Origin of the sequence: Halobacteriovorax sp. HFRX-2_2, from assembly GCF_043196705.1 — a bacterium.
In the GTDB taxonomy this organism is placed as follows: Bacteria; Bdellovibrionota; Bacteriovoracia; order Bacteriovoracales; family Bacteriovoracaceae; genus Halobacteriovorax_A.
In genome coordinates this window covers 1-20,966 of the sequence record NZ_JBEBMT010000004.1, presented here as the reverse complement: position 1 = coordinate 20,966, position 20,966 = coordinate 1, and the positions used below count along the sequence as shown (strand labels likewise).

The following is a 20,966-nucleotide window of genomic DNA, read 5'->3' as shown; positions in this document are numbered from 1 at the left end:
TAATTACCTCAATACCGTTACAGAGCTTTCTAAAAATTTTGTCGAATCAATTGTATCGTCTTCATTAATATCTTTGCGTGAGATTAATGCTTGTAATTCAACTAGGTGTTTACGATTTTTAAAGAGAACATTTTTTTGTCCTCGGACAAGTAGGTGATCACGACTGATCTCTTCAACAATAACACCCGATATTTTGTCATGAACTTTATTTGATGCACTTGTGTCTTCACCCTCTTCAGCTCCGGCTCCTGCAGGTGTTTGTGCCTGACCTGGTGTAGTCGCTGCTGTTGTACTTTCAGGATTTTGCCCGGCAAGTGTTGGCATCGGTGGGAAGGCCCTTTTGAGCTCCATTGTAATATCATTCTTAAGTCGAGTCTGAACGTTTACTAGAATAATATCGCCGTTTCTCTTCCATTTATTTTTTGTAAATAGGTAGTTCTCATTCCCATTACCGGCCCAAAGGCTGCCTGTGTTTCCATGATCATGGAAATTATTTGCAGTTACTCTTTTTGGTTGTTGTTGCTGTTGTTGACGTTGAGATAATTGATTATTGTTATATCTTCTTTGCACCTGTGGTGCCATGTTTGGAGTATTTGCCGAAGTCTGTCTTCTATCCCCATAAGAGTTACGATATTGATCGAATGTATTATCAACGTTTGCTCTTTTTTGTTCGAGCTCTCTTTGGTTAACACCATCCAGTTCATTATACATTTTGTTAATGTAGTTAGCACAAGATGTCGTTAGTAGTGCTAGTGTTAAAAATAAAATTTTTCTCATAAATCTACCTTCACTTCATTGAGTCCAATTACTTTCGCTGTGAATACCTTGTTAGTTTTTACATTCTTCACTTTTATGAAATCTTGTAACTTGCCTGTCGACATTGGTAGCGCTTGGCCAGTTAGTTTAATTCCATTGCTATTAAGGATTACTTTTACCGGAACACCAAATGTCACTAGATTAATAGGGGAGATGTCTCTTTTATTAATCGTCTCACCTGGCGAGATAACTTTATTTGATTTGTAGAAAGCAATTTCATCTAGATTCTTAAAAACGGCCTTCTCATCTGTTGTATAAATTGTCTTTTCTTCGACATTATTTGTGTTGATCGACTTAAAGCTAAGGCCAATTTCATTCTTGGCAACAACCGCCTTAACTGGCTTTTGAACAACGATATCAAACCACTTCGTCATACCATCTAATGAAATCTTTAGTTTGTTGTGACCAAGCTTATTACAGTCATTACACATCAGCTCGAGTGTTGTTAAATTATCAGTTGTTATTGATTTAATTGGTGTTCTCGATTTGAATGAAATTTTCCAATCATCTTGAATTGTAAATTGTGTTTTGATTGTCTCATCTAAATTGATGATTACTGCATCTTTAGTTAGAAAATTAATATCATTCTCTTTTAAGTCTCGGCTGTGATTTAAATAGAAATTACCACGTGCTGAAATAAGAATTTCATTAAGAATTTCAAGTTGAGAACGATTACAATTTTCAGACTTGTAAGTAACTTCAGAATTCTCGATACGATAGTTTTTTTGCGCCATCGATACTTCACAATTACTTGCAAAAGAAAGGCCTGTAATAAATGTTAAAAGAATTAGTTTAAACACTCTCTCTCTTCTTCCTATTATCTTGTAATATTGTTAACAGTTTGTAGCATTTGATCCGCTACTCCCATTACCTTAGAGTTCATCTCATAGGCCCTTTGCGCCTTAATAAGATCCGTCATTTCATTCATAAGACTTACATTGGCCATTTCAAGAGCTCCTTGTTGCATCGAACCTGTATTATTCGTTCCCGCAATACCTTGAATTGGTTGGCCACTCGCAGTTGTTTGACGATAGAAGTTACCTCCATCGTTATGAAGACCTGGGTTATTAACAAATGTGAATACTGGGATTTGTCCAACGACTTGCGGCTCTACTTGTCCATTAAAGTAGGCTTCAACTGTTCCATCATTACCAATGCTAACCGTTGCAACACCTGGTGGGAATGTTATCCCTGGATAGATTTGGTAGCCTTGCTTTGAAACAAGTTGACCTTGAGCATTTACATTAAATGCACCATCTCTTGTATAAACGATTTGTCCATTTGGTTTAATGATTCCAAAGAAACCGTCACCATTAATCATTAGATCAAATGGGTTATTTGTTACTTTAGGTGCACCTGCTGAAAAGACTTTTCTTACACCACTGATTTTCGACCCTGAACCAACTTGTACACCAACAGTGTAATTTGAGTTTGCATCTGAGCGTGAGCCAGCTTCAGTGATTGTTTCATACATAAGATCTTCTGATTCAGCTCTTTGCTTTTTATATCCGATGGTATTTAAGTTAGCGACGTTATTTGAGATCGTGTTAACGTGCATCTCTTGTGTCGCCATCCCTGTTGCTGCAATATTTAGAGCCTTCATCATTCCAAATGAATAGCGGGCCATGAGTAGGAATGTAATAAATAGAATAATATTTTTCATACTACCTCAAAATTTGATCATTTCATTAACTGACTTAGAGCTAATTTGATCATAAGTTTTAATTGCTTTTTGTATTGATTCAAAATGACGGTGAGCTTTGATTAACTCTGACATTTCTGAAACGGCGTTAACATTAGATTGCTCGATGAAACCTTGGTGAACGGAAGTATTAATCTGTTCTTTAAGGTTGCCTTCATTATTATTGATATACAGTGAGTTGCCCTCTTTTCTTAAGGCGTGCATATCGTTAAATTCAGTAATATTTAGAGCTCCAACTTGGTTGTTATTTGCATAGACTGCACCATCAAGAGCGAAGGTGATATTTCTCGTACCTGGTGGAACTGAAATTGGTTGGTTATCTTCTCTATTAAGAACTGGATATCCCTGTTGTGTTGTAATTACACCATCTTGACGCAGAGAAAGCGTTCCACGTCTTGTGTAGCGCACACCCTTTGGTGTTTCTACTGCCAAGAATCCATTTCCGCGCAGACCAATATCAAGTGGGTTACTCGTTGGAGAGAGTGTTCCTTGAGTAAAATTTGTGAATGATCCATCGACCTTTACCATCGCGTGTTCAGCTCCATAGCTACGATAGAAGTCTTCTGGTGCCCATTCTTTATTTGGTAAATCAATATCTTCAACACCTTTATCTAGTGCTGTTAAATACTCTTTAAATGCGAGTTGATCTTTCTTAAATCCAGGCGTGTTGGCATTTGCAACATTATTGGCAATTGTATCAACTTTCTGTTGTTGTGCGATTGCACCGGATAGCGGTACCCATAATTCTTTCATCTGCCCTCCTGGCAAATTCTTCTTTAACTATACCAACCAGGGTGCCAAATTACCTACATAGGTAAAAATGACCCACGATGTAAGTAGTGATTATCACACCTTTTTATTTAAAGAACATGCAAAGTATGGGAATATTAGTTCATATAGGATTTAATAACGTTAAGAAAATGACACGGTGAGATATGGCCAAGAAAATTGATATTGAACAGAACTTAAAAAGATTAGAAGAACTAGTTCATGGACTTGAATCAGGTGAACTTACTCTTGATGACAGTCTAAAAAACTTCGAAGAAGGTGTGAAGCTATATACTGATAGCAAGGGCTACCTTGAAAAAGTGGAAAAGAAAGTTTTAGAACTTACAGATAAATTAGAAGAAAAAGAAATTGAATAAGTTAAACTTCATTCTTATATTTTTAGTTTTCGTTTTTTTGAGCAACACTTGTCAGACTCAACCAGAAGAAGAGCAAAGAGTGGTGACAATCTCAGTTGATGCTGAAGAGACAAATGTCATACCTTCAGTCGATGAAAAATCGTCATATACTGAGTATGGACCTGGACAAGTTAATGGTGGTACACATCAAAGCTTAAAAAGTGAACGTATTAATACAGTGGGTATTATTATTGGTGCCAGTGAAAATTTTAATACTGATGTAATGGATTATGTTTCATGTCTTATGAAGAATGATGTGAAAATTAATTTTGTTGCGGGTATTGGAAGTTCTTCTGCGATTGCGGCCATGCTTTCACAAACAAAAAAGCCTGAACTTGTTAAGTGGAAATTTTTTAGATTAAAAGAACGAAATGATGCGAATGAAGTAATTGAAAATCTAAAGATCAACGCTAGAGCAATCAAGAAATCTAGCATTGCCTATTATCTTACAAATGTTGCAGCAAATGGAAATATTACCTTCAATACGAAAGGTAATATTATTGATGGTGTAAAAAATAATATTGAAAATAATAAGAAAGTGCTCGCCGCTCAAATTGAAATTACTTCAGAAGACATCTCTCGTCTAATTGCCCAGAGAGTGTTCGTCTTTACATATGATAAAAACTTATCGGTTTCTAAAAGTCAGATAAATGGTAAAATGATTCAAATCAATATGCCTAAGCAGAATTATAGCTTAATGAAGAAGTGTGAAATTATAAAAGAGAATTTATGAAACATTTAAAAAGATTATTAGTATTAACGTCCTTCTTGGTTTTATTTGGAGGATTATTTGTCTTCTCGATACTAGTATATTTTTCTTTTACATTACCTAAAATTAGTAGTCTTGCAGATTACAACCCACCAATTAAATCAAAGATCTTATCTAAGGATGGGGTCGTTCTCTATAATATTGGTAAAGAAAATAGAGAGGTCGTGGAATTTAATGAAATCCCTCCACGTATTGTTGACGCGTTCTTATCAGCAGAGGATTCAAATTTTTATAACCACGATGGTGTTGATTATTTTGGAGTTATGAGAGCTCTTATTGCAAACCTTAAGGCAGGACGTGTTGTACAAGGTGGTTCAACAATTACTCAACAGGTTGCAAAATCTTTACTACTTTCATCGGAGCGTTCAATCACTAGAAAGATTAAAGATTTCCTTCTCGCTCAAAAAATTGAAAAAAGATTTAATAAAGAAGAAATTCTCTTTCTCTATTTAAATCAAGTATATCTTGGTGGTGGATACTACGGTGTTAAGTCGGCATTTCGAGGCTATTTTAATAAAGAATTAAATGAAGCGACTGTGGCAGAGTCTGCACTTATTGCTGGACTTCTTGTTGCTCCAGGAAAGTATTCTCCTTACCGTAATCCACAACATGCTAAAACGAGACAAGCCTATGTTCTTGGCCGTATGTTCGCGAACAAAAAAATAACTAAAGAAGAGTATCAAGAAGCACTTCAAGAAAAAATAAAGTATCAGCTTAGAAGAAATAGTCCTTTCCTTGCGGGCTACTTTACGGACTGGGTTAGAAGACAGGCAATTGATATTGTCGGTGAGGAAAAGTTTCTTACTGAGGGATTTACTGTTCAAACAACTCTAAATTATGACCTTCAAAAAACGGCCGAAGAAAATATTAAAATAGGTGCTGACGAAATTGATAAGCGTCAAGGGTTCCAAGGGCCAATAGGTCACATTGAATTAGAAGAGCTAGACAAATATATCGAAGAGTTTCGAGTTGAGTTATATAAAGATAAGTCAAATTACTTCACTCTTACTGAAAATAATGAAAGAGAGTATGAGCTTCAACTAAAAGAAGATGAGCTTGCTGTATTGAAAGACTTTACTCAAGAGCAACTATCGAAGCTTTATTCTTCGAGGTTTTATCCTGGATATAGTTCTGAAGATCAATTACTTGGTCAGTTAGAAAAAGATAAATTATATAAGGCCGTTGTTCTGCGCTTAGATAGACGCATGAGAAATATCATTATTTCTGTTGGTGGTATTACAGGTGTGATTCCTTATAAGTCTTATCGCTGGGCCCATGAGAGAAAATATACAGATGCGAGAAAGTATTTCGCATACGTGAAAAACCCAAATGATATCTTAAAGAAGGGTGATATTATTCATGTGAAAATTAAGGACTTCAGTTCAAAATTTTCTGAACATGTATATTCTCAATATGCCAATACTTATAAGAAGCTTAAAGACTATAAGACATTAGAAGAACAAATGTATCTTGAATGTTCACTTGAACAAGAGCCAAAAGTTCAAGCAGCACTTTTAAGTCTTAATCCATTTACTGGGGAAGTTATCTCAATGGTTGGTGGTGTTGATTTTGAAAAGAGTGAGTTTAACCGTGCTCTTCAATCAAAACGTCAGCCTGGCTCGGCCTTTAAACCACTCTTATTTGCGGCAGCACTGGAAAATGGTTATCAACCCAATACTATCATTTTAGATACTCCTGAGGCCCTCGGTGGTGCTAATCAAGCGCTAAATTGGAAGCCTCGTAACTATGATGGAAAGTTTAAGGGGCCAATGACATTTAGAGAGTCTCTTGAGTTTAGTAGAAATATTCCAACAATTAAGATAGCTCTTGATTTAGGAATGAATAAAATTTTCAACTACCTCGATCGTATTAATTTTCATGCCGATATGCCAAATGATATGTCGATCTCTCTAGGCTCTTTTGGTGTTACGCTTCTCGAAATGATTCGTGCGTATTCAATTTTTCCAAACGGTGGGAAGAAGGTTCTTCCTAAATCAATCATCTCAATTACAGATCGTAATGGAAAAGAGTATTTCTTTCAGGATGACTTTGCGACACAGTCCAAACTTGAGTTAGAAAAGCTTGCTAAAGAATCTAAAAACTTAAATCAAACTGATAATGTTCGTGAAAAGGAAAGTGATTCTCATAATGAGTTTGAAAAAGAAGCAGTTAATCCATACTTATTAAATTTAGACGAAGAACAAGTTTATGATCCAAGACTGGCCTATATTATGACAAATCTTCTTAAGGGTGTTGTTCATAATGGGACGGGAAGACGTGCTCTTAGTGTAAGTCAATTCTTAGGTGGTAAGACAGGTACAACGAGTAGTTATGTTGATGCTTGGTTCTTAGGCTTTTCACAAAATATTGTTACTGGTGTTTGGACAGGGATGGATGACAACCAGACAATGGGTTGGCCTGAAACAGGAACTAAGGCCTCGATGCCTATTTGGAAATCATATATGCAACGTTCAATTCAGATCTATGGGGAAAGAGATTTCCAGATGCCAGCTGGTATTGTTAACGTTTCAATTAATAAGAAAACTGGCGAGCTAGCAAATGGCTCAGGATCAAAGTTTTTGGAAAGTTTTGTTGAAGGAACTGAACCTGGATCTAATTCTAAGAATAACTTCTTTAAGAAAGAGGAAAATAGTCAAGAAACAGGTGCAATTCTTGAAGATGATGATTTCTTTAACAATTAATCAAAATATGTAGTAAATTTTTCGATATTTTCTCCGAGAAGGCTAAAGAATAGTTAGTTTCTCGGAGACACTTTGGAATTAGTTCACAAAAACCATAAGACTTATATCTACTTAGCAATAGCATTATCGCTAGTAGTACATATTTCTTTGATGCCTTCAAAACTAACATCTTTTTCATTATCTCTGACAAAGTCTCAAGAGGAAGAAAAGCCTGAGCGAATTCGTCTGAGACTCAATAGAGAAAAGCCACGCCAAATTGTTACAGCTGCTAAGACAAATCAAGAAGTAGCAGATGATGCCAAATACTTGAGTGAAACTAATAATAAGGTTGATCGTGAAACGAAGGCCAAAGAAGTTGCCGCTTTCAATATAGGTGGTGTTGGTAATTCTAAAATCGATCAAAAAAAACAAGGCTCAAAAACTAAGAAGAAAGAGCAGCGTAAAGTAACAAAGTCTAAGACTGGACGAATTAGCTTTGAGGACTTTGCTGTAGCACAAAATTCTCCACTCGAAAAAGATCAAAACCTAGTTAAGGGGACAAAAACTGGTAGCAAGAATCATAGAGGTATTGCCAGTTCAAATGATCATCTTGAAGATGTGAAATTAGGTGACTTCACTAAACTTAATACCGTTGAATATAAGTATTATGGTTTCTACTTTAGAATTAAGCAGCAATTAGAGCAGCATTGGGGATCAACTCTACGACAAAAAATGGAGTCCCTATATCGTCAGAATCGTCGTGGACCTGCGGGAGAAAAGTTTCTAACAAATGTACGCGTTGTGCTTGATAATGATGGGAAAATCATTAATGTAATCGTTAATGGTACTTCTGGAGTAAAAGAGTTAGATGACGCTGCAGTTGAGGCCTTTAATAAAGCTGGCCCATTTCCTAACCCACCATCTGGCCTAGTTAAGAATGGTCATGCAAATATCGATTGGGGCTTTGCTGTTACAAAGAACTAAGGCTTAGTGCTTTGTATTTCCTTTAAGCATCTTTTTAATATTGTTAATACCTTCCATCAGAACGTAGTCAGTCCAAACCTGATCTAATTCTTTTATCGTTTCAACGATTTTAATAGCGGCTTGATCGTAAGAGATACGATCAGTTTCTGCTAATTGTTGAATGGCATTTGAAATAGCTGCAATAGCAGACGAGTTACATGCTTGGTTTAATCTATCCTCATAAGTAGTATCGATCTTCTTCTCTTTACCCTTGATGATTGCCGTATTGATTAGCTGAATAGATTCTTGATTATGCATTTAATACCTGTCTCTATTTATTGATGAACATTGGAGAATGCGAGTATGAAGCCTTAGTAGGACTTCGTAAAGGAAAAAGTTGGTCAATTGAAAATATTTTTAGGTGAGAAATTTGTAAGTTACTGAAATAAAAAAATGCCCTCATTTCGAGGGCATATGTAAGAAATTAAAACAGATTTTATTTTGTTTATTCTTGACAAAGGCTTTCGTATTCTTCGTTTGAAAGAAGATCTGAAAGTTCATCTTGATTAGACATTTTCACCTTAATCATCCAAGACTCATACGGCTCAGAGTTAAGATTGTCTGGTGAATCTGGAAGTTCTTCATTGATTTCTGTAATTGTTCCAGAAACTGGAATATAAAGATCACTTGCTGACTTAATCGATTCTACAACTCCAAAAGTGTCATCTTTAGAGAATTCTTGACCTACTTCAGGTAGCTCAACAAATACGATATCTCCTAGAGAGTTTTGTGCGAAATCTGTAATACCTACTGTTAAGATATCACCTTCAATCTTTGCCCACTCATGTTCTTTTGTATATTTAAGATCAGTTGGAATATTAGTCATTATTTGTGCCCTCCGGTAACAAATGGTTTTGTATGATAGTTTGAATCTATTACATTCTTTCGAATTTGTATTCTAAATTTCTTATTTTCAGGAAATAAATCACGCTTTACTAGACCAAGGCAAATCCCTTGAGAGTTAGTCACAGACATCGTTCCACTAGTTACAACTCCAATGACTTGATCTTGGTCATTTAAGATCTCGTAGCCTTCTCTTGGAATACCTTTGTCGATAGAAAGTTTAACAAGTCGATGAGTTGGCGTCGTTTCTTGTAGTGCGTTCTTACCGATGAAATTTTCTTTGTTTAGCTTTACTGTCCACTTAAGGGCCGAATCCAGAGGAGTTAACTCATCATTTAACTCGTGACCGTATAGTGGATAGCAAACTTCCAGTCTTAGAACATCACGTGAAGCAAGTCCACAAGGAGTAACTCCTGCTCCAAGAAGTTCTGACCAAAGTTTTTGAATTGTTTCATGTGAACCAAAAACTTCAAATCCATCTTCACCTGTATAGCCAGTTCTTGCCATGATAACCGGAGCATCATTCCAAGCACTTTCGTATGCTGAGTAATAAGCAGCGCTTGTTACTGAGTCAAAGCCTAGTTTAGACAGAACTTCTTCCGTTTTAGGACCTTGAATAGCAAGTAAAGAATAGTCTTCTGACTGGTTTGTTAGTTCAATATTAAAACCTTCAGTTTTTGATGAAATCCAATCCCAATCTTTATTGATATTTGCAGCATTTACACAAATTAAAACTTTTTGAGCTTCTAATTTGTAAGCAATCAGATCATCAATAACTGTTCCGTTTTCACGACAAAGTGGTGAGTAAACAGCTTTGCCAGTTTCAGCATTTGTAAAATCATTAGTAATAATATAGTCAACGAATGCTACTGCATCTGGCCCCGTTACAAAGAATTCACCCATGTGAGAAACATCGAAAACACCGATGTTACTTCTTACGGCTTCAACTTCAGCTTTTACGCCAGCATATTGAATCGGCATTTCATAACCTGCAAAGTCTGCCATTTTTGCCTTAAGGTCGCGATGCGCCTGTGTAAGTGATGTTTGTTTCATAAATTTCCTTAGGTTTTATTTCTTAGCGGCGCTAATTAAATTCTGAGAGACACTGAAAATAGTCATTGGACCAATTCCTTTAGGAACTGGAGTAATGGCCGCTAATTGATCTTTAATATTTTCAAAATCACAATCACCGCAAAGCTTTCCTTCGCTGCTTCGATTGATACCAACATCAAAGACAACTTGTGATTGATCATTTCTAAAGTACTCTTTAGTAAAGAGTTTAGGTGAGCCAATGGCCGTGATAATAATATCTGCAGACTTAGTTAGCTCTTTTAAATTTTGTGTTTTCGAATGCGCAAGTGTAACTGTTGCATTCAAGTTTGTTAGTAATAATGAAAGTGGTTTACCAACAATAAGACTTCTACCAACGATAACAACATTCTTTCCTGAAAAATCTACTCCGTAGTACTTGGCCATTGTCACAATGCCTTTTGGTGTACAAGGAATCATTGATGTTTCGCCAAGTTGGCCTCGGTAAAGTTTAGCAACATTTTCGTAGTGAAAACCATCGACATCTTTGTGAGGAACAACAAGGTCTGTTGTATCAATTTGTGAAAGTGATTTTGGAAGTGGTAGTTGAATAAGAATTCCATGGACAAGAGGATCTTCGTTAAATTGATTAACAATTTTAAGGAACTCTTCCTCACTAATTGTTTTCTCTAAATTAACAATTTCACAACTAGCACCAATTTTTTCTGCAAATTTCTTCTTACTATTTGTATAAATAACACTTGCTGGATTATCACCAACAAGAATTACTTTCAAACAAGGAACCACACCTTGTTCTTTCAGGGTGATACACTCTTGTTTAAGGAGTTCAACTTGCCTTTCTATGACTGGTTGCGCATATAGTAATTTTGTCTCATTTTGCATTAACACATATTATCTTTATAGCTTGGTATTGGCAATTTCAGAATTAAGTCGTATTCAAGTGATATGTTTTTTTGGTTAGGATTAGCACTACAATTAATCGGTTTCGCATCAGTTGGGCTTTGTCTTTTTGTTGGTTTACAAAAAGGTGACTATGAAATGCTTGAGCTCTATCAATTTATTGGTGGATCAGCAGTTTTTTATATTGGCCACATGATAAAAGGCGTAGATCGCTCGTAAATTCGAATTTTTCGTTTATACTAAATCTATGTATATTCTAGGAATTGACCCCGGATCTCGTACTACTGGTTGGGCCGTTATCGAAGTGGAAGGTCGTAAATTTAAGTATGTCGACTCAGGTGTTCTGAAATTTGATAAGATACCAGAGTTTCTCGATCGTTTAGCTACGATTTCTTCTTCAATTAAAGATATTGTCTCAATGTATAGGCCAGATGAAATATCTGTCGAGGCACTCATCTATGTAAAGAGTATTCCAGCACTATCTAAGCTTGCTCAAGCAAGAGGTGCTCTTATCGCAGGTCTATCTGAAAAGTATCAGGGGAAGATCACAGAGTATTCACCAAACTTAATAAAATCTAGTGTTACAGGACATGGACTTGCTTCAAAAGAAAGTGTTGATCGCGCTCTGAGTATGATCTTTGGTAAGCTAGATTTTAAATCACATGACGAGTCGGATGCCCTTGCTATAGCGCTTTGTCACGCGTTGAATCGTGGACAAAGAGCAAAAATAAAGGGAAAATCGTCTCATACTCGTACAAAAGCACGTACATTAAAAGAAGTATTTTCTAAGTAGGTTTTATGATCGGTCTATTACAAGGCGAAGTTGTTTTCAGTGATGGAAACGAGTTAATTCTATTTACTCCTTCAGGAGTAGGACACCAAATTTATTTTCAACATGTTTTACCTGAGGGCTCAGTTGCGGCGATTTTCATTTCACATATTGTGAAAGAGGCAAGTGAAGAGCTTTTTGGTTTTCGCTCACTTCGTGAGAAGAAAACATTTGAACTATTACTAAGTGTTAAGGGTGTTGGTCCTAAAGGGGCATTTGCTCTTGTAACAAGTATTGGTGTCGATAATATTATCGATGCTATTACTTTCGACAATAAGAAAACACTACAGAAGGCACCTGGTGTTGGTGCCAAGGCCGCTTCTCAGATCATTCTTGATTTAAGTGGAAAAGCACAAAAAATAAAAATGTATTCGAAAGCTTCTGCTACAGCAACTCAGTCTAGTGAGACTTCGGTACAAGCACCACTTAATCTTGAGTTATTCGAAGAAACTATAACAGAGGTGGTAAGTCATGACTCTGCTCTTATGAATGATGCAATCATGGCATGTAAGGAGCTTGGCTTTACAGAAGATAAAGTTATGCCACTTGCTAAGAGAATTTTAGATGAAAATCAAATAACAAGAGCTGAACAACTTGTTCACCTCGTTTTAAAAGAGGTGTAAATGTCTGAAGGTCGCTTTTTTGATCCTACTCTTGATGAAGAAGAAACAAGAAAAGAAGTTATTCTAAGGCCAAAGGATTTTTCTGAATATATTGGCCAGAAAAAAATCGTCCAAAATATTGATGTCATGGTGACATCAGCAGTAAAGCGTAAGCAGTCAATGGACCATGCTCTTTTATCTGGGCCTCCAGGGCTTGGAAAGACATCTCTTGCCATGATTATAGCGAATGCACTGGGAAGTCAGCTACACGTCATTTCTGGACCGGCCATTGAGAAAAAGGGAGACCTTGCTGCTATTTTAACAAACCTAGAGCCTCGTGATGTTCTCTTTATTGATGAAATTCACCGTATGCATATTTCTGTTGAAGAGATTCTCTACTCGGCGATGGAAGATTACCGCTTAGATATTGTCATTGGTGATGGCGCTGCCGCAAGAACAATGCAAATTGAAATTGCGCCCTTTACTCTAATTGGTGCTACAACACGCTCAGGACTTTTATCAAATCCATTACGTGATCGTTTTATGGCCCATTTCCATTTCGACTTTTATAAGGCCGACGAGCTTGCAGTAATTATTTCAAATAATGCAAAGAAACTTGGAATTCAAATCGATGCAGATGCGGAATTGTTAATGGCAAGATGTTCTCGTGGGACACCAAGAATTGCCAATCGTGTCCTTCGCCGTGTTCGCGACTTCGCCATTGTTCGTGATTCTTCTCACGTAAATATAAATGATGTGAAAAAATCACTAGAAATGATGGAAATTGATGAACATGGTCTTGATCGCATGGATAGACGCATTCTTTCTGTTATTCAAGAGTATTATGGTGGGGGACCTGTTGGTATTGAAGCGCTTTGTGCAACTCTTGCTGAAGATCGCTCCACGATTGAAGATGTTTATGAGCCATTTCTTTTAAAAGAAGGTTTTTTAATACGTACGCCAAGAGGTCGCGAGATCTCACAAATTGCAAAAGAGTTGATTGATGAAAAATAAGTTTTTACTTCTGTGTTTATGTCTAATTACGTTTAACATTCAGGCCACTTACGATTTATCAGCAACTGCTGGTTATCGTTCTTATATTCTTGGAGCAGCTGCTCGAGTAGACGCCGGGATAAGCCAAGAAATGTGGCGCTACAATGACCAGATTTATGGATTTATTCGTGAATCGGCTTATTTCAACACAAGTGGAACAATCAATTCAGTCGGTGGACGAATCGATTTTTTCCCAATTTCAATTCTAGGGTTCACTGCAGGAACAGAGCAAGTTTGGCGCTCGTCAAAAGAGCTTTCAACTTTTGATTGTGAAACGCAAATTTGTGATGCAGATGGGACACGCTCATATCTAAGAGTTGAAAATGTCCTGGCCTATAAGAAATTAGTTACGATCAATGACTTTCAAAGAGAGTTTTTCAAGTACAGCGGCTATTCAGGAATTGTCGTTAATGCTCTTCACTCAATGGAAATTTACACAGACGATATTGTTAATGTCATGAGAAATATTATCGCTTATCAATATAGTGATACTTATACATTTGGTGTTTTACATTTTCGTTCGTGGGCAGAAAAAAGTAAGCAAGACACAGCTTTTGTTGGATTCCTAAATCAATTTAAAAGAGATAAGTGGACATACGATACTATTTTAGGAGTTAATCACGATCGTGATGATCATGACCACTTCAGCGTACTTCTACAAGTTAAATACGACTATAAAAAAGGTCTAAGGTTATTTTAATGAAAAATTTATTATTAATTACACTAGCAATGCTATTGTCATCATGCTCTCTTCTATATGGGAAACTTGGTGGTGACTTTGATTACGAACCAAACGAATACGATAAATTACCAAAGCACGTGAAAGACTTTGTTGAAAAGTCTTATGATGGAATTGATCTTAAAAAATTGAGAGATACTCACCTACATATTGTAGGGCTTGGAAATAGCGGAAGTGGTATTTGGGTAAACCCTGAAATGCAAGATTGGTATAATCATTTATCAAAGTATAATCGCTTCAATGTTTATATTACAGCTTCAGGTGTTGATGATGAATCTCAGGCCGATGAGCAATATGTTTCTCGTCTTGTTGATTTAATGACTTACCAGCCACACTTTATTCCTGCTTATGCACTAGCTTTTGATTACCACTATAAATTAGATGGAAGCAAAGATTTAAAGCATTCAGAGTTTCACGTTCCAAATGAATACGTGTGGAAGTTGTCACAAAAACATCCAGTAAACTTTAAGATGGTTGCCTCTGTTCACCCTTATCGTAAAGATGCAATTCAAGAACTAGAGAAGTGGGCAGCACGTGGTGTGAAATTTGTTAAGTGGCTTCCAAATGCAATGGGGATTGATCCTGCAAATGAAAAGGTTATTCCTTTTTACAAAACTCTTAAAAAATATAATATGACACTCATTACTCACGCAGGTGAGGAGAAGGCCGTTGAAGGGGATAAGTTTCAAGAGTTAGGAAACCCACTTCGACTTCGTCATGCACTTGATCTCGGTGTTGATGTTATCATCTCTCACGCGGCATCTCGTGGTAAGTGTGAAGACTTAGATAACGGTGGAGTACAGGCAGAGTGTTCTGATCTTTTCTGGAGACTATTCAAGGAAAAGAAATATGAGAAGAATCTCTTCACAGATCTTTCGGCCCTCATTATTTATGAAAGACTAAGTGAGCCTCTAATTGAGATGATTGAAAATAAACAATTTCACCATCGTGTAATGTATGGATCAGACTATCCACTACCTGCAATCAATTGGATCTATCGCACGACTGATCTAGTGGAGAAGGGATTTATTACAGAAGAAGAAAGAGAGATCTTAAATGAGATCTACTCAATCAACCCACTTCTGTTTCACTTCGTAGCACTTAGAACAGTAAAGCATCCAAAGACTGGTGAGAAGCTCACTAACGAAGCCTTTGAGATGCCAACTCGTCTTTTGAAAAAATAAAAACTACTTTTTAATAACTGCCATCGTCAGGCGAGAGATACAAACTAATTTGTCTTTCTCGTCTGTGATGCGGATATCCCAAATATGGGTCGATTTCCCAAGGTGAACGGCCGTTGCCTTTGCTGTTACAATGCCAGATTGCACTGGGCGAACGTGATTAGCATTAATCTCTAAACCTGCTGCATAGTATTTTGAAGAATCCAAAATAATATTAGAAGCTATAGAGCCTACAGATTCTGCTAGGACACAACTTGCTCCACCGTGAAGGACGCCGTATGGCTGCCTCGTTCTCTCATCGACAGGCATCGTGGCCACTAAGTAATCACTTCCAGCTTCAGTAATTGTAATTGCCAGGTGTTCAACACAGCATCCAGCATTGAATCTATTCACTTCTTTTAAATCAAGATTATTAAATAAATTTTCCATCAGTAAACCTTCTTTAACCCATTCATGTAATTAAATTAACGTTGTTTTAACATCTGCATTTATTTTACGGTTATTGTTAAAAGAGTGGAAGGGTTGGTTAATTTTTGTTACAAAAGCCTCTAGGACAGGAAATTCAGTAATATTTTGCTCATCTATGACGATACTTGCTATATATTGCTGCTCAGTTTAAAATTACACAAAGTACTTAAAATTAGGTGATTTTTAATGTTAAACCAAAGAACTATAGCGAAAAAAGTGATGATTACAGGAATTGGGATCCATTCTGGAAAGAAGGTGACAATGACTCTACATCCTTCTGAAGCAGATTCTGGTATTCAGTTCAAAAGAACTGACATTAAAGATTCACAAATTCTTAAGGCAACTGCAGACACTGTTGGGGCGACTGAGAATAATACTGCTATTGGTTCAGGTCCAGGTGCTGTTCACACTGTTGAACACCTTCTTTCTGTTCTTTATGGATTTGGTATCAATAATTGCTACATCGAGATCGATGGGCCAGAAGTTCCAATTATGGACGGTTCAGGTGCATCTTTCCTATACGTTATTAAAGAGACGGGAATTCAACAACTTCATAAAACTAAGAAGTTCCTAGTGGTTACTAAGCCGGTGGAAGTTAAAGTTGGCGAAAAATGGGCGAGAATCGAACCTTGTGAAAAGCTAGTGATTGATTCAACTATCGTTTTTAAACACCCAATTATCAAAACTCAACGTAAGATATTTGAATTTACGTGTGAGAATTACATCGCAGAAATTGGCCGTGCTCGTACATTTGGTCTTTTAAGAGATGTTGATATGCTAAAGAGAAAAGGTCTAATTAAGGGCGGATCTCTTGATAATGCAATTGTTCTAGATGATTTTAAAGTAATGAACCCAGATGGATTACGTTTTGATGATGAATTCGTAAGACATAAAATTCTTGATACTGTAGGTGATATTAGCCTTCTTGGTTATGAGATCGCTGGAAAAATCACTACTTACATGTCTGGTCACCACGTTCACAACGTTCTTTGTCGCAAGCTTCTTGAGACGCCAGATGCATACGAAATTGTATCAGCGACTTCTCTTGAGAAAGAAGCAGTTCAGGCGTTTGATCTGCCCATGGCCCTTGCGCCGTCATTTTAATCAGTCGATATAAAAATATTTAACATTTATTGTGTGAATAACAGCGTGTACAATGGTATGGATTTTCACGCGTTATAAAAGAGAGAAAATACTATGATTCTATCAAAGGGTTTTTGGCAAACTTATAAGGAAGTGCCAGCAGATGCAACAATTGCATCACACCAGCTAATGATGAGAGCGGGCTTAATTCATAAGTCAGCAGCTGGATTATATAATTATCTACCAATGGGCTACCGTTCAATTCGCAAAGTAGAGCAAATTGTTCGCGAAGAAATGGATAAGGCCGGATGTTACGAAATGCTAATGTCTGTTGTTACTCCAGGTGAGCTTTGGCAAGAAACTGGCCGTTGGGATAAAATGGGTGGTGAGATGCTTAAGTTTAAAGACAAAGCAGATCGCGATCTTTGTATCTCGCCAACAAACGAAGAGGCCATCACTGATGTTTTTAGAAAAACAATAAAGTCATATAAGGATTTACCTCTTTCTCTTTATCAAATTAATACAAAATTTCGCGATGAAATTAGACCACGTTTTGGTTTAATGCGCGGGCGTGAATTCATCATGAAAGATGCTTATACTTTCCATGCTTCAAAAGAATGTTTAGATGAAGTTTACGATAGAATGTATGAAGCTTATGAAAATGTTTTTAATCGTCTAGGGCTTGAATTTTCAGCAGTTGTTGCTGACGGTGGAGCAATGGCCGACGGTGAAGCTAAAACTCATGAATTTCAAGTAATCGCTGATGCTGGTGAAGATGCAATTATCTATTCAAATGAAGCAGGTTATGCGGCCAATATAGAAACAGCTAAGACATTAAGAAAGGTTGAAAGTGCATCTAAAACAGGTGATATGGCCGAAGTTGCAACACCTGGTAAAGCAACAATCAAAGATGTTTGCGACTTCTTAGGAAAGAGTGAATATCACTCAATCAAATCTCTAGTTTATAAAGCAAAGAATGAAGAAGATGAAATTTTTGTTCTAGCACTTCTTTTAGGTGACGATGAACTAAATGAATTGAAACTTGAAAAAGTATATCCAGGACGTGACTTAATTGCAGCGACTGATAATGAATTAAAAACTCTTGGCCTTGAAAAAGGTTTCATTGGTCCTGTTGGAATTAATAATTTAGAAATCGTATTTGATGCACAAGTTGATCTAGACGGGGCTTACGTTGTTGGTGCAAATAAAGTTGATATGCACTTAGAGAACTTTGTCGCAAATGAACAGCTTAAAGATATTAAAACTGCTGATCTTAGACTTGCATGCTCTGGTGACTTTACTCTCGATGGAAAGCATCAAGTAGAGCTTAAAAGAGGTATTGAAGTAGGACATATCTTCCAACTTGGTGACAAGTATACGAAGGGAATGGGTGTAACTATTCTCGATCAAAATGGAAAGGCAGCAACGCCTTTAATGGGTTGTTACGGTATTGGTGTAACTCGTTTAGTTGCAGCAGCAATTGAGCAAAACCATGATGAAAATGGGATCATTTGGCCAGCAGCAATCGCACCATACAACTTATCATTTGTTGCCATCACTAAGTCTGATGAATACAAAGAAAAAGCTAATGAACTTCATAAGAAGCTTGTAGAAGCTGGTTTAGAAGTTGTCTATGATGATAGAAAGGCTGGACCAGGGTTTAAATTTAAAGATGCAGATCTTTTAGGACTACCACTTCAAGTTGTTCTTGGAGAAAGAGATCACAAAGAAGATGGCCTACTTGAGATTAGAGTGAGACGTACTGGTGAAAAAATTAAAATTTCAGAAGACGAGCTTCTCGTAAAAGTTAACGAGCTTTTAAAGGACCTTTAATGGAACAAGATATCATTGTTGGAGTACATTCTATTGTACACGCAATTCGCAATCCTAAACGTCAGATTATCGAATTAGTAGCCTGTGAAGAAGGGATCGATAAGCTTTACAAAATGGGCGGAATTAAAAAACAAGAACTTGATGGAGTGAAGGTTAAACTAGTTTCTTCTCATAAAGTTCAAGAACTAGCTAAAGAGCTTTACGCCCAAGAAGACTTTCAATACACAAGAGTTCCATCAGGTGTTTTCTTGTTAACAAGTCAGAAAGAAGTATCGGAAACAAAACCATTATTTGATGCAATCGATAATGGTGAAGAAGTAAAAATCTTATGTCTTGATGGTGTGACAGATGTCCACAATGCTGGTGCAATCATGCGTACAGCAGCATTTTACAATGTTTCTCATATTGTTTTTGCAGTAAAAAATAATTTTAATATTGGGCCTTCGATGGCCCGTATTGCATCTGGCGCTCTAGAATATATTGAGATTGTTAAATGCAATTCTTTACCTAAGTTTCTATCAGCACTTATTAAGCGTAACGTAACTCCAATAGGGCTTACAGAGCATACTGATGATAATGATTTAGGTGAAATCAATGGGATTAAATGCCTCGTACTTGGGGCAGAGGATAGAGGACTGTCACACGCTACAGTTCGTCTACTAGAAAAGAAAATACGTTTAGAGCCAATGGGAAAAATTGAGTCGCTAAATGTATCTGTTGCTGCGGCAATTGCAATGGAAAAAGTTTTTTCTAAAAAATAAGTTAAAAAAAGCTTGCCAGGTTTTTAATTCTACTTTATAACTTATTTCCATCGCAAGTAATGTTTGCTGGCATAGCTCAGTTGGCTAGAGCAGCGGTTTTGTAAACCGCAGGTCGTAGGTTCGAGTCCTATTGCCAGCTCCATTCTTTACAGCGGTTGTGGCGAGGTTGCCGAGTGGCCAAAGGCAACAGACTGTAAATCTGTCGGGGTATCCCTTCGATGGTTCGAATCCATCTCTCGCCACCATTTTGAAAATAATTCTTTACAGAATGTTTTTAAAAGGTTATAAAATTTAAATCTTATGCGGGCGTAACTCAGTTGGTAGAGTGTCAGCCTTCCAAGCTGAATGTCGCAAGTTCGAACCTTGTCGCCCGCTCCATTAAAAAGATCCTCCTAGAGGATCTTTTTTTTTTGCCAAAAATCAAAACTCATTATTAAATTATATGAATCTTATTTTGCGCTCGCGTGGCTCAGGGGTAGAGTACTTCCTTGGTAAGGAAGAGGTCACGGGTTCAAATCCCGTCGTGAGCTCCATTTTTTTTCCTCGTAATAAACTTTTTTGTGGCCTTTAAGTATAGATTTTACTGGCAATTCAAGTTTTTTATGTTATCAAAATGGCAATATGAAATTTGTGGGTTAGATTTTAACTTGGATGGCATTTTTTTTATGTTGAATCTAAGTCGAATATAGTCGATACTTACAACTCAAATTTAGCTTTTAGTTATAGTAATTATTAAGACAAACATAATGTTATGTTTAACTTTTTTAAGGAGACTTAAGTCATGGCAAAAGAATCTTTTGACAGAAGTAAGCCCCACGTAAACATTGGTACGATCGGGCACGTTGACCACGGTAAGACAACTCTTACAGCGGCAATTTCAATCACATTAGCTAACGCACTTGGTGGTGACGTAAGAAAATTCGACGAAATCGATTCAGCACCAGAAGAGAAAGCTAGAGGTATTACAATCAATACTTCACACATTGAATATGAAACAGAAACTCGCCACTACGCGCACGTAGACTGTCCAGGTCACGCTGACTATGTAAAGAACATGATTACAGGTGCAGCACAAATGGACGGAGCGATCCTAGTTTGTTCAGCGGCTGATGGGCCAATGCCACAAACTCGTGAGCACATCCTTCTTGCACGTCAGGTAGGTGTACCAGCGATCGTAGTATTCTTAAATAAAGTAGACCAAGTAGATGATGAAGAACTACTTGAGCTAGTAGAGATGGAAGTAAGAGAACTTCTTTCTTCTTACGACTTCCCAGGTGACGATATTCCTATCGTAGCTGGTTCGGCACTTGCAGCTCTTGAAATGAGAGACGATGCAATTGGTAAAGATAAAGTTCTAGAGCTTATGGCACAAGTTGATGCTTATATCCCAACTCCAGCTAGAGCAACAGATCTTGATTTCCTAATGCCAGTAGAAGACGTATTCTCAAT

The 20,966-nt window shown here is 37.0% G+C and carries 23 protein-coding genes and 4 tRNA genes; 18 read left to right on the top strand and 9 right to left on the bottom strand.

Going from position 1 to position 20,966, the window contains the following annotated elements; all coding sequences use genetic code 11:
• Positions 1–3: 3 nt before the first annotated feature.
• Genes ABMA79_RS12915 through flgF form a run of 4 tightly spaced genes read right to left on the bottom strand, consistent with a single transcriptional unit; the run spans position 4 to position 3,271 of the window.
• Positions 4–777, bottom strand: coding sequence for a flagellar basal body L-ring protein FlgH (locus tag ABMA79_RS12915; protein WP_393093117.1), 774 nt, complete (start codon positions 775–777; stop codon positions 4–6).
• The gene (gene flgA, locus ABMA79_RS12910; protein WP_393093114.1) at positions 774–1,616 is read right to left on the bottom strand and encodes a flagellar basal body P-ring formation chaperone FlgA; all 843 of its coding nucleotides are present in this window, start codon (positions 1,614–1,616) and stop codon (positions 774–776) included. Before flgA ends, ABMA79_RS12915 begins: the two co-directional genes overlap by 4 nt.
• A gap of 17 nt (positions 1,617–1,633) precedes the next feature.
• The gene (flgG, locus tag ABMA79_RS12905; protein WP_393093112.1) at positions 1,634–2,479 is read right to left on the bottom strand and encodes a flagellar basal-body rod protein FlgG; all 846 of its coding nucleotides are present in this window, start codon (positions 2,477–2,479) and stop codon (positions 1,634–1,636) included.
• 6 nt (positions 2,480–2,485) lie between these two features.
• On the bottom strand, positions 2,486–3,271 hold the full coding sequence (gene flgF, locus ABMA79_RS12900) for a flagellar basal-body rod protein FlgF (protein ID WP_392861526.1): 786 nt from the start codon (positions 3,269–3,271) through the stop codon (positions 2,486–2,488).
• 182 nt (positions 3,272–3,453) lie between these two features.
• Between flgF and xseB the strand changes: the two genes are divergently transcribed.
• The 4 genes from xseB to ABMA79_RS12880 all read left to right on the top strand — a co-directional run bounded on the left by xseB (position 3,454) and on the right by ABMA79_RS12880 (position 8,136).
• Positions 3,454–3,663: an exodeoxyribonuclease VII small subunit gene (gene xseB / locus ABMA79_RS12895; protein WP_199177562.1), complete on the top strand. Its 210-nt coding sequence runs from the start codon at positions 3,454–3,456 to the stop codon at positions 3,661–3,663.
• Positions 3,664–3,700: 37 nt separating this feature from the next.
• Complete coding sequence (locus ABMA79_RS12890; protein ID WP_393093109.1) at positions 3,701–4,435, top strand: hypothetical protein; 735 nt, start codon at positions 3,701–3,703, stop codon at positions 4,433–4,435.
• Complete coding sequence (locus ABMA79_RS12885) at positions 4,432–7,173, top strand: penicillin-binding protein 1A (protein WP_392861529.1); 2,742 nt, start codon at positions 4,432–4,434, stop codon at positions 7,171–7,173. Before ABMA79_RS12890 ends, ABMA79_RS12885 begins: the two co-directional genes overlap by 4 nt.
• Before the next feature lie 72 nt (positions 7,174–7,245).
• Complete coding sequence (locus tag ABMA79_RS12880) at positions 7,246–8,136, top strand: energy transducer TonB (RefSeq protein ID WP_392861531.1); 891 nt, start codon at positions 7,246–7,248, stop codon at positions 8,134–8,136.
• 3 nt (positions 8,137–8,139) lie between these two features.
• Here ABMA79_RS12880 and ABMA79_RS12875 read toward each other — a convergent pair whose 3' ends face one another.
• The 4 genes from ABMA79_RS12875 to ABMA79_RS12860 all read right to left on the bottom strand — a co-directional run bounded on the left by ABMA79_RS12875 (position 8,140) and on the right by ABMA79_RS12860 (position 10,950).
• Entirely contained in the window at positions 8,140–8,433 is a 294-nt protein-coding gene (locus ABMA79_RS12875; protein WP_021267699.1) for a hypothetical protein, read from the bottom strand.
• 187 nt (positions 8,434–8,620) lie between these two features.
• Entirely contained in the window at positions 8,621–9,001 is a 381-nt protein-coding gene (gene gcvH / locus ABMA79_RS12870) for a glycine cleavage system protein GcvH (RefSeq protein ID WP_392861533.1), read from the bottom strand.
• Positions 9,001–10,071 (bottom strand): glycine cleavage system aminomethyltransferase GcvT, encoded by a 1,071-nt coding sequence (gene gcvT / locus ABMA79_RS12865; protein ID WP_392861535.1) that lies wholly within the window; start codon positions 10,069–10,071, stop codon positions 9,001–9,003. Before gcvT ends, gcvH begins: the two co-directional genes overlap by 1 nt.
• A 15-nt stretch (positions 10,072–10,086) precedes the next feature.
• The gene (locus tag ABMA79_RS12860) at positions 10,087–10,950 is read right to left on the bottom strand and encodes a bifunctional 5,10-methylenetetrahydrofolate dehydrogenase/5,10-methenyltetrahydrofolate cyclohydrolase (protein ID WP_392861537.1); all 864 of its coding nucleotides are present in this window, start codon (positions 10,948–10,950) and stop codon (positions 10,087–10,089) included.
• 63 nt (positions 10,951–11,013) lie between these two features.
• Between ABMA79_RS12860 and ABMA79_RS12855 the strand changes: the two genes are divergently transcribed.
• The 6 genes from ABMA79_RS12855 to ABMA79_RS12830 are packed head-to-tail and all read left to right on the top strand — an operon-like array spanning position 11,014 to position 15,375.
• Positions 11,014–11,187, top strand: coding sequence for a hypothetical protein (locus ABMA79_RS12855; protein ID WP_021267658.1), 174 nt, complete (start codon positions 11,014–11,016; stop codon positions 11,185–11,187).
• Positions 11,188–11,215: 28 nt separating this feature from the next.
• Positions 11,216–11,761: a crossover junction endodeoxyribonuclease RuvC gene (ruvC, locus tag ABMA79_RS12850; protein ID WP_392861539.1), complete on the top strand. Its 546-nt coding sequence runs from the start codon at positions 11,216–11,218 to the stop codon at positions 11,759–11,761.
• 5 nt (positions 11,762–11,766) lie between these two features.
• Positions 11,767–12,420 carry a Holliday junction branch migration protein RuvA gene (gene ruvA / locus ABMA79_RS12845; RefSeq protein ID WP_392861541.1) on the top strand — a complete coding sequence of 218 codons (654 nt, stop codon included), beginning with the start codon at positions 11,767–11,769 and terminating at the stop codon, positions 12,418–12,420.
• A complete protein-coding gene (ruvB, locus tag ABMA79_RS12840) occupies positions 12,421–13,413 on the top strand; it encodes a Holliday junction branch migration DNA helicase RuvB (protein WP_392861542.1) in 993 nt (330 codons plus the stop codon).
• Positions 13,403–14,152 carry a hypothetical protein gene (locus ABMA79_RS12835; protein ID WP_393093108.1) on the top strand — a complete coding sequence of 250 codons (750 nt, stop codon included), beginning with the start codon at positions 13,403–13,405 and terminating at the stop codon, positions 14,150–14,152. Before ruvB ends, ABMA79_RS12835 begins: the two co-directional genes overlap by 11 nt.
• A complete protein-coding gene (locus ABMA79_RS12830; RefSeq protein ID WP_392861546.1) occupies positions 14,152–15,375 on the top strand; it encodes an amidohydrolase family protein in 1,224 nt (407 codons plus the stop codon). Before ABMA79_RS12835 ends, ABMA79_RS12830 begins: the two co-directional genes overlap by 1 nt.
• A gap of 3 nt (positions 15,376–15,378) precedes the next feature.
• Here ABMA79_RS12830 and ABMA79_RS12825 read toward each other — a convergent pair whose 3' ends face one another.
• Positions 15,379–15,801 carry a hotdog fold thioesterase gene (locus ABMA79_RS12825; RefSeq protein WP_392861548.1) on the bottom strand — a complete coding sequence of 141 codons (423 nt, stop codon included), beginning with the start codon at positions 15,799–15,801 and terminating at the stop codon, positions 15,379–15,381.
• Between the two features lie 225 nt (positions 15,802–16,026).
• Here ABMA79_RS12825 and lpxC point away from each other — a divergent pair, with 225 nt between their 5' ends.
• From lpxC to ABMA79_RS12785, 8 genes are all read left to right on the top strand, one after another.
• Positions 16,027–16,944: a UDP-3-O-acyl-N-acetylglucosamine deacetylase gene (gene lpxC / locus ABMA79_RS12820; RefSeq protein ID WP_392861549.1), complete on the top strand. Its 918-nt coding sequence runs from the start codon at positions 16,027–16,029 to the stop codon at positions 16,942–16,944.
• 93 nt (positions 16,945–17,037) lie between these two features.
• On the top strand, positions 17,038–18,756 hold the full coding sequence (locus ABMA79_RS12815) for a proline--tRNA ligase (RefSeq protein WP_393093105.1): 1,719 nt from the start codon (positions 17,038–17,040) through the stop codon (positions 18,754–18,756).
• The gene (locus ABMA79_RS12810) at positions 18,756–19,517 is read left to right on the top strand and encodes a TrmH family RNA methyltransferase (protein ID WP_392861551.1); all 762 of its coding nucleotides are present in this window, start codon (positions 18,756–18,758) and stop codon (positions 19,515–19,517) included. Before ABMA79_RS12815 ends, ABMA79_RS12810 begins: the two co-directional genes overlap by 1 nt.
• A 65-nt stretch (positions 19,518–19,582) precedes the next feature.
• A tRNA-Thr gene (locus tag ABMA79_RS12805) sits at positions 19,583–19,659 on the top strand.
• Positions 19,660–19,676: 17 nt separating this feature from the next.
• Positions 19,677–19,762: transfer RNA gene (locus ABMA79_RS12800), tRNA-Tyr, on the top strand.
• 57 nt (positions 19,763–19,819) lie between these two features.
• A tRNA-Gly gene (locus ABMA79_RS12795) sits at positions 19,820–19,895 on the top strand.
• Between the two features lie 80 nt (positions 19,896–19,975).
• Positions 19,976–20,050, top strand: a tRNA-Thr gene (locus ABMA79_RS12790).
• A gap of 248 nt (positions 20,051–20,298) precedes the next feature.
• Positions 20,299–20,966: GTP-binding protein (locus ABMA79_RS12785; protein WP_393093102.1), on the top strand; the 668-nt coding region annotated here is incomplete at its 3' end.

What these genes read in the sequence shown, in the direction of transcription:
- ABMA79_RS12915 (WP_393093117.1), bottom strand. Translation starts at nt 777, where the DNA reads ATGAGAAAAATTTTATTTTTAACACTAGCACTACTAACGACATCTTGT.
- flgG (WP_393093112.1), bottom strand. Translation starts at nt 2,479, where the DNA reads ATGAAAAATATTATTCTATTTATTACATTCCTACTCATGGCCCGCTAT.
- flgF (WP_392861526.1), bottom strand. Translation starts at nt 3,271, where the DNA reads ATGAAAGAATTATGGGTACCGCTATCCGGTGCAATCGCACAACAACAG.
- xseB (WP_199177562.1), top strand. Translation starts at nt 3,454, where the DNA reads ATGGCCAAGAAAATTGATATTGAACAGAACTTAAAAAGATTAGAAGAA.
- ABMA79_RS12885 (WP_392861529.1), top strand. Translation starts at nt 4,432, where the DNA reads ATGAAACATTTAAAAAGATTATTAGTATTAACGTCCTTCTTGGTTTTA.
- ABMA79_RS12875 (WP_021267699.1), bottom strand. Translation starts at nt 8,433, where the DNA reads ATGCATAATCAAGAATCTATTCAGCTAATCAATACGGCAATCATCAAG.
- gcvH (WP_392861533.1), bottom strand. Translation starts at nt 9,001, where the DNA reads ATGACTAATATTCCAACTGATCTTAAATATACAAAAGAACATGAGTGG.
- gcvT (WP_392861535.1), bottom strand. Translation starts at nt 10,071, where the DNA reads ATGAAACAAACATCACTTACACAGGCGCATCGCGACCTTAAGGCAAAA.
- ABMA79_RS12860 (WP_392861537.1), bottom strand. Translation starts at nt 10,950, where the DNA reads ATGCAAAATGAGACAAAATTACTATATGCGCAACCAGTCATAGAAAGG.
- ABMA79_RS12855 (WP_021267658.1), top strand. Translation starts at nt 11,014, where the DNA reads ATGTTTTTTTGGTTAGGATTAGCACTACAATTAATCGGTTTCGCATCA.
- ruvC (WP_392861539.1), top strand. Translation starts at nt 11,216, where the DNA reads ATGTATATTCTAGGAATTGACCCCGGATCTCGTACTACTGGTTGGGCC.
- ruvA (WP_392861541.1), top strand. Translation starts at nt 11,767, where the DNA reads ATGATCGGTCTATTACAAGGCGAAGTTGTTTTCAGTGATGGAAACGAG.
- ruvB (WP_392861542.1), top strand. Translation starts at nt 12,421, where the DNA reads ATGTCTGAAGGTCGCTTTTTTGATCCTACTCTTGATGAAGAAGAAACA.
- ABMA79_RS12835 (WP_393093108.1), top strand. Translation starts at nt 13,403, where the DNA reads ATGAAAAATAAGTTTTTACTTCTGTGTTTATGTCTAATTACGTTTAAC.
- ABMA79_RS12830 (WP_392861546.1), top strand. Translation starts at nt 14,152, where the DNA reads ATGAAAAATTTATTATTAATTACACTAGCAATGCTATTGTCATCATGC.
- ABMA79_RS12825 (WP_392861548.1), bottom strand. Translation starts at nt 15,801, where the DNA reads ATGGAAAATTTATTTAATAATCTTGATTTAAAAGAAGTGAATAGATTC.
- lpxC (WP_392861549.1), top strand. Translation starts at nt 16,027, where the DNA reads ATGTTAAACCAAAGAACTATAGCGAAAAAAGTGATGATTACAGGAATT.
- ABMA79_RS12815 (WP_393093105.1), top strand. Translation starts at nt 17,038, where the DNA reads ATGATTCTATCAAAGGGTTTTTGGCAAACTTATAAGGAAGTGCCAGCA.
- ABMA79_RS12810 (WP_392861551.1), top strand. Translation starts at nt 18,756, where the DNA reads ATGGAACAAGATATCATTGTTGGAGTACATTCTATTGTACACGCAATT.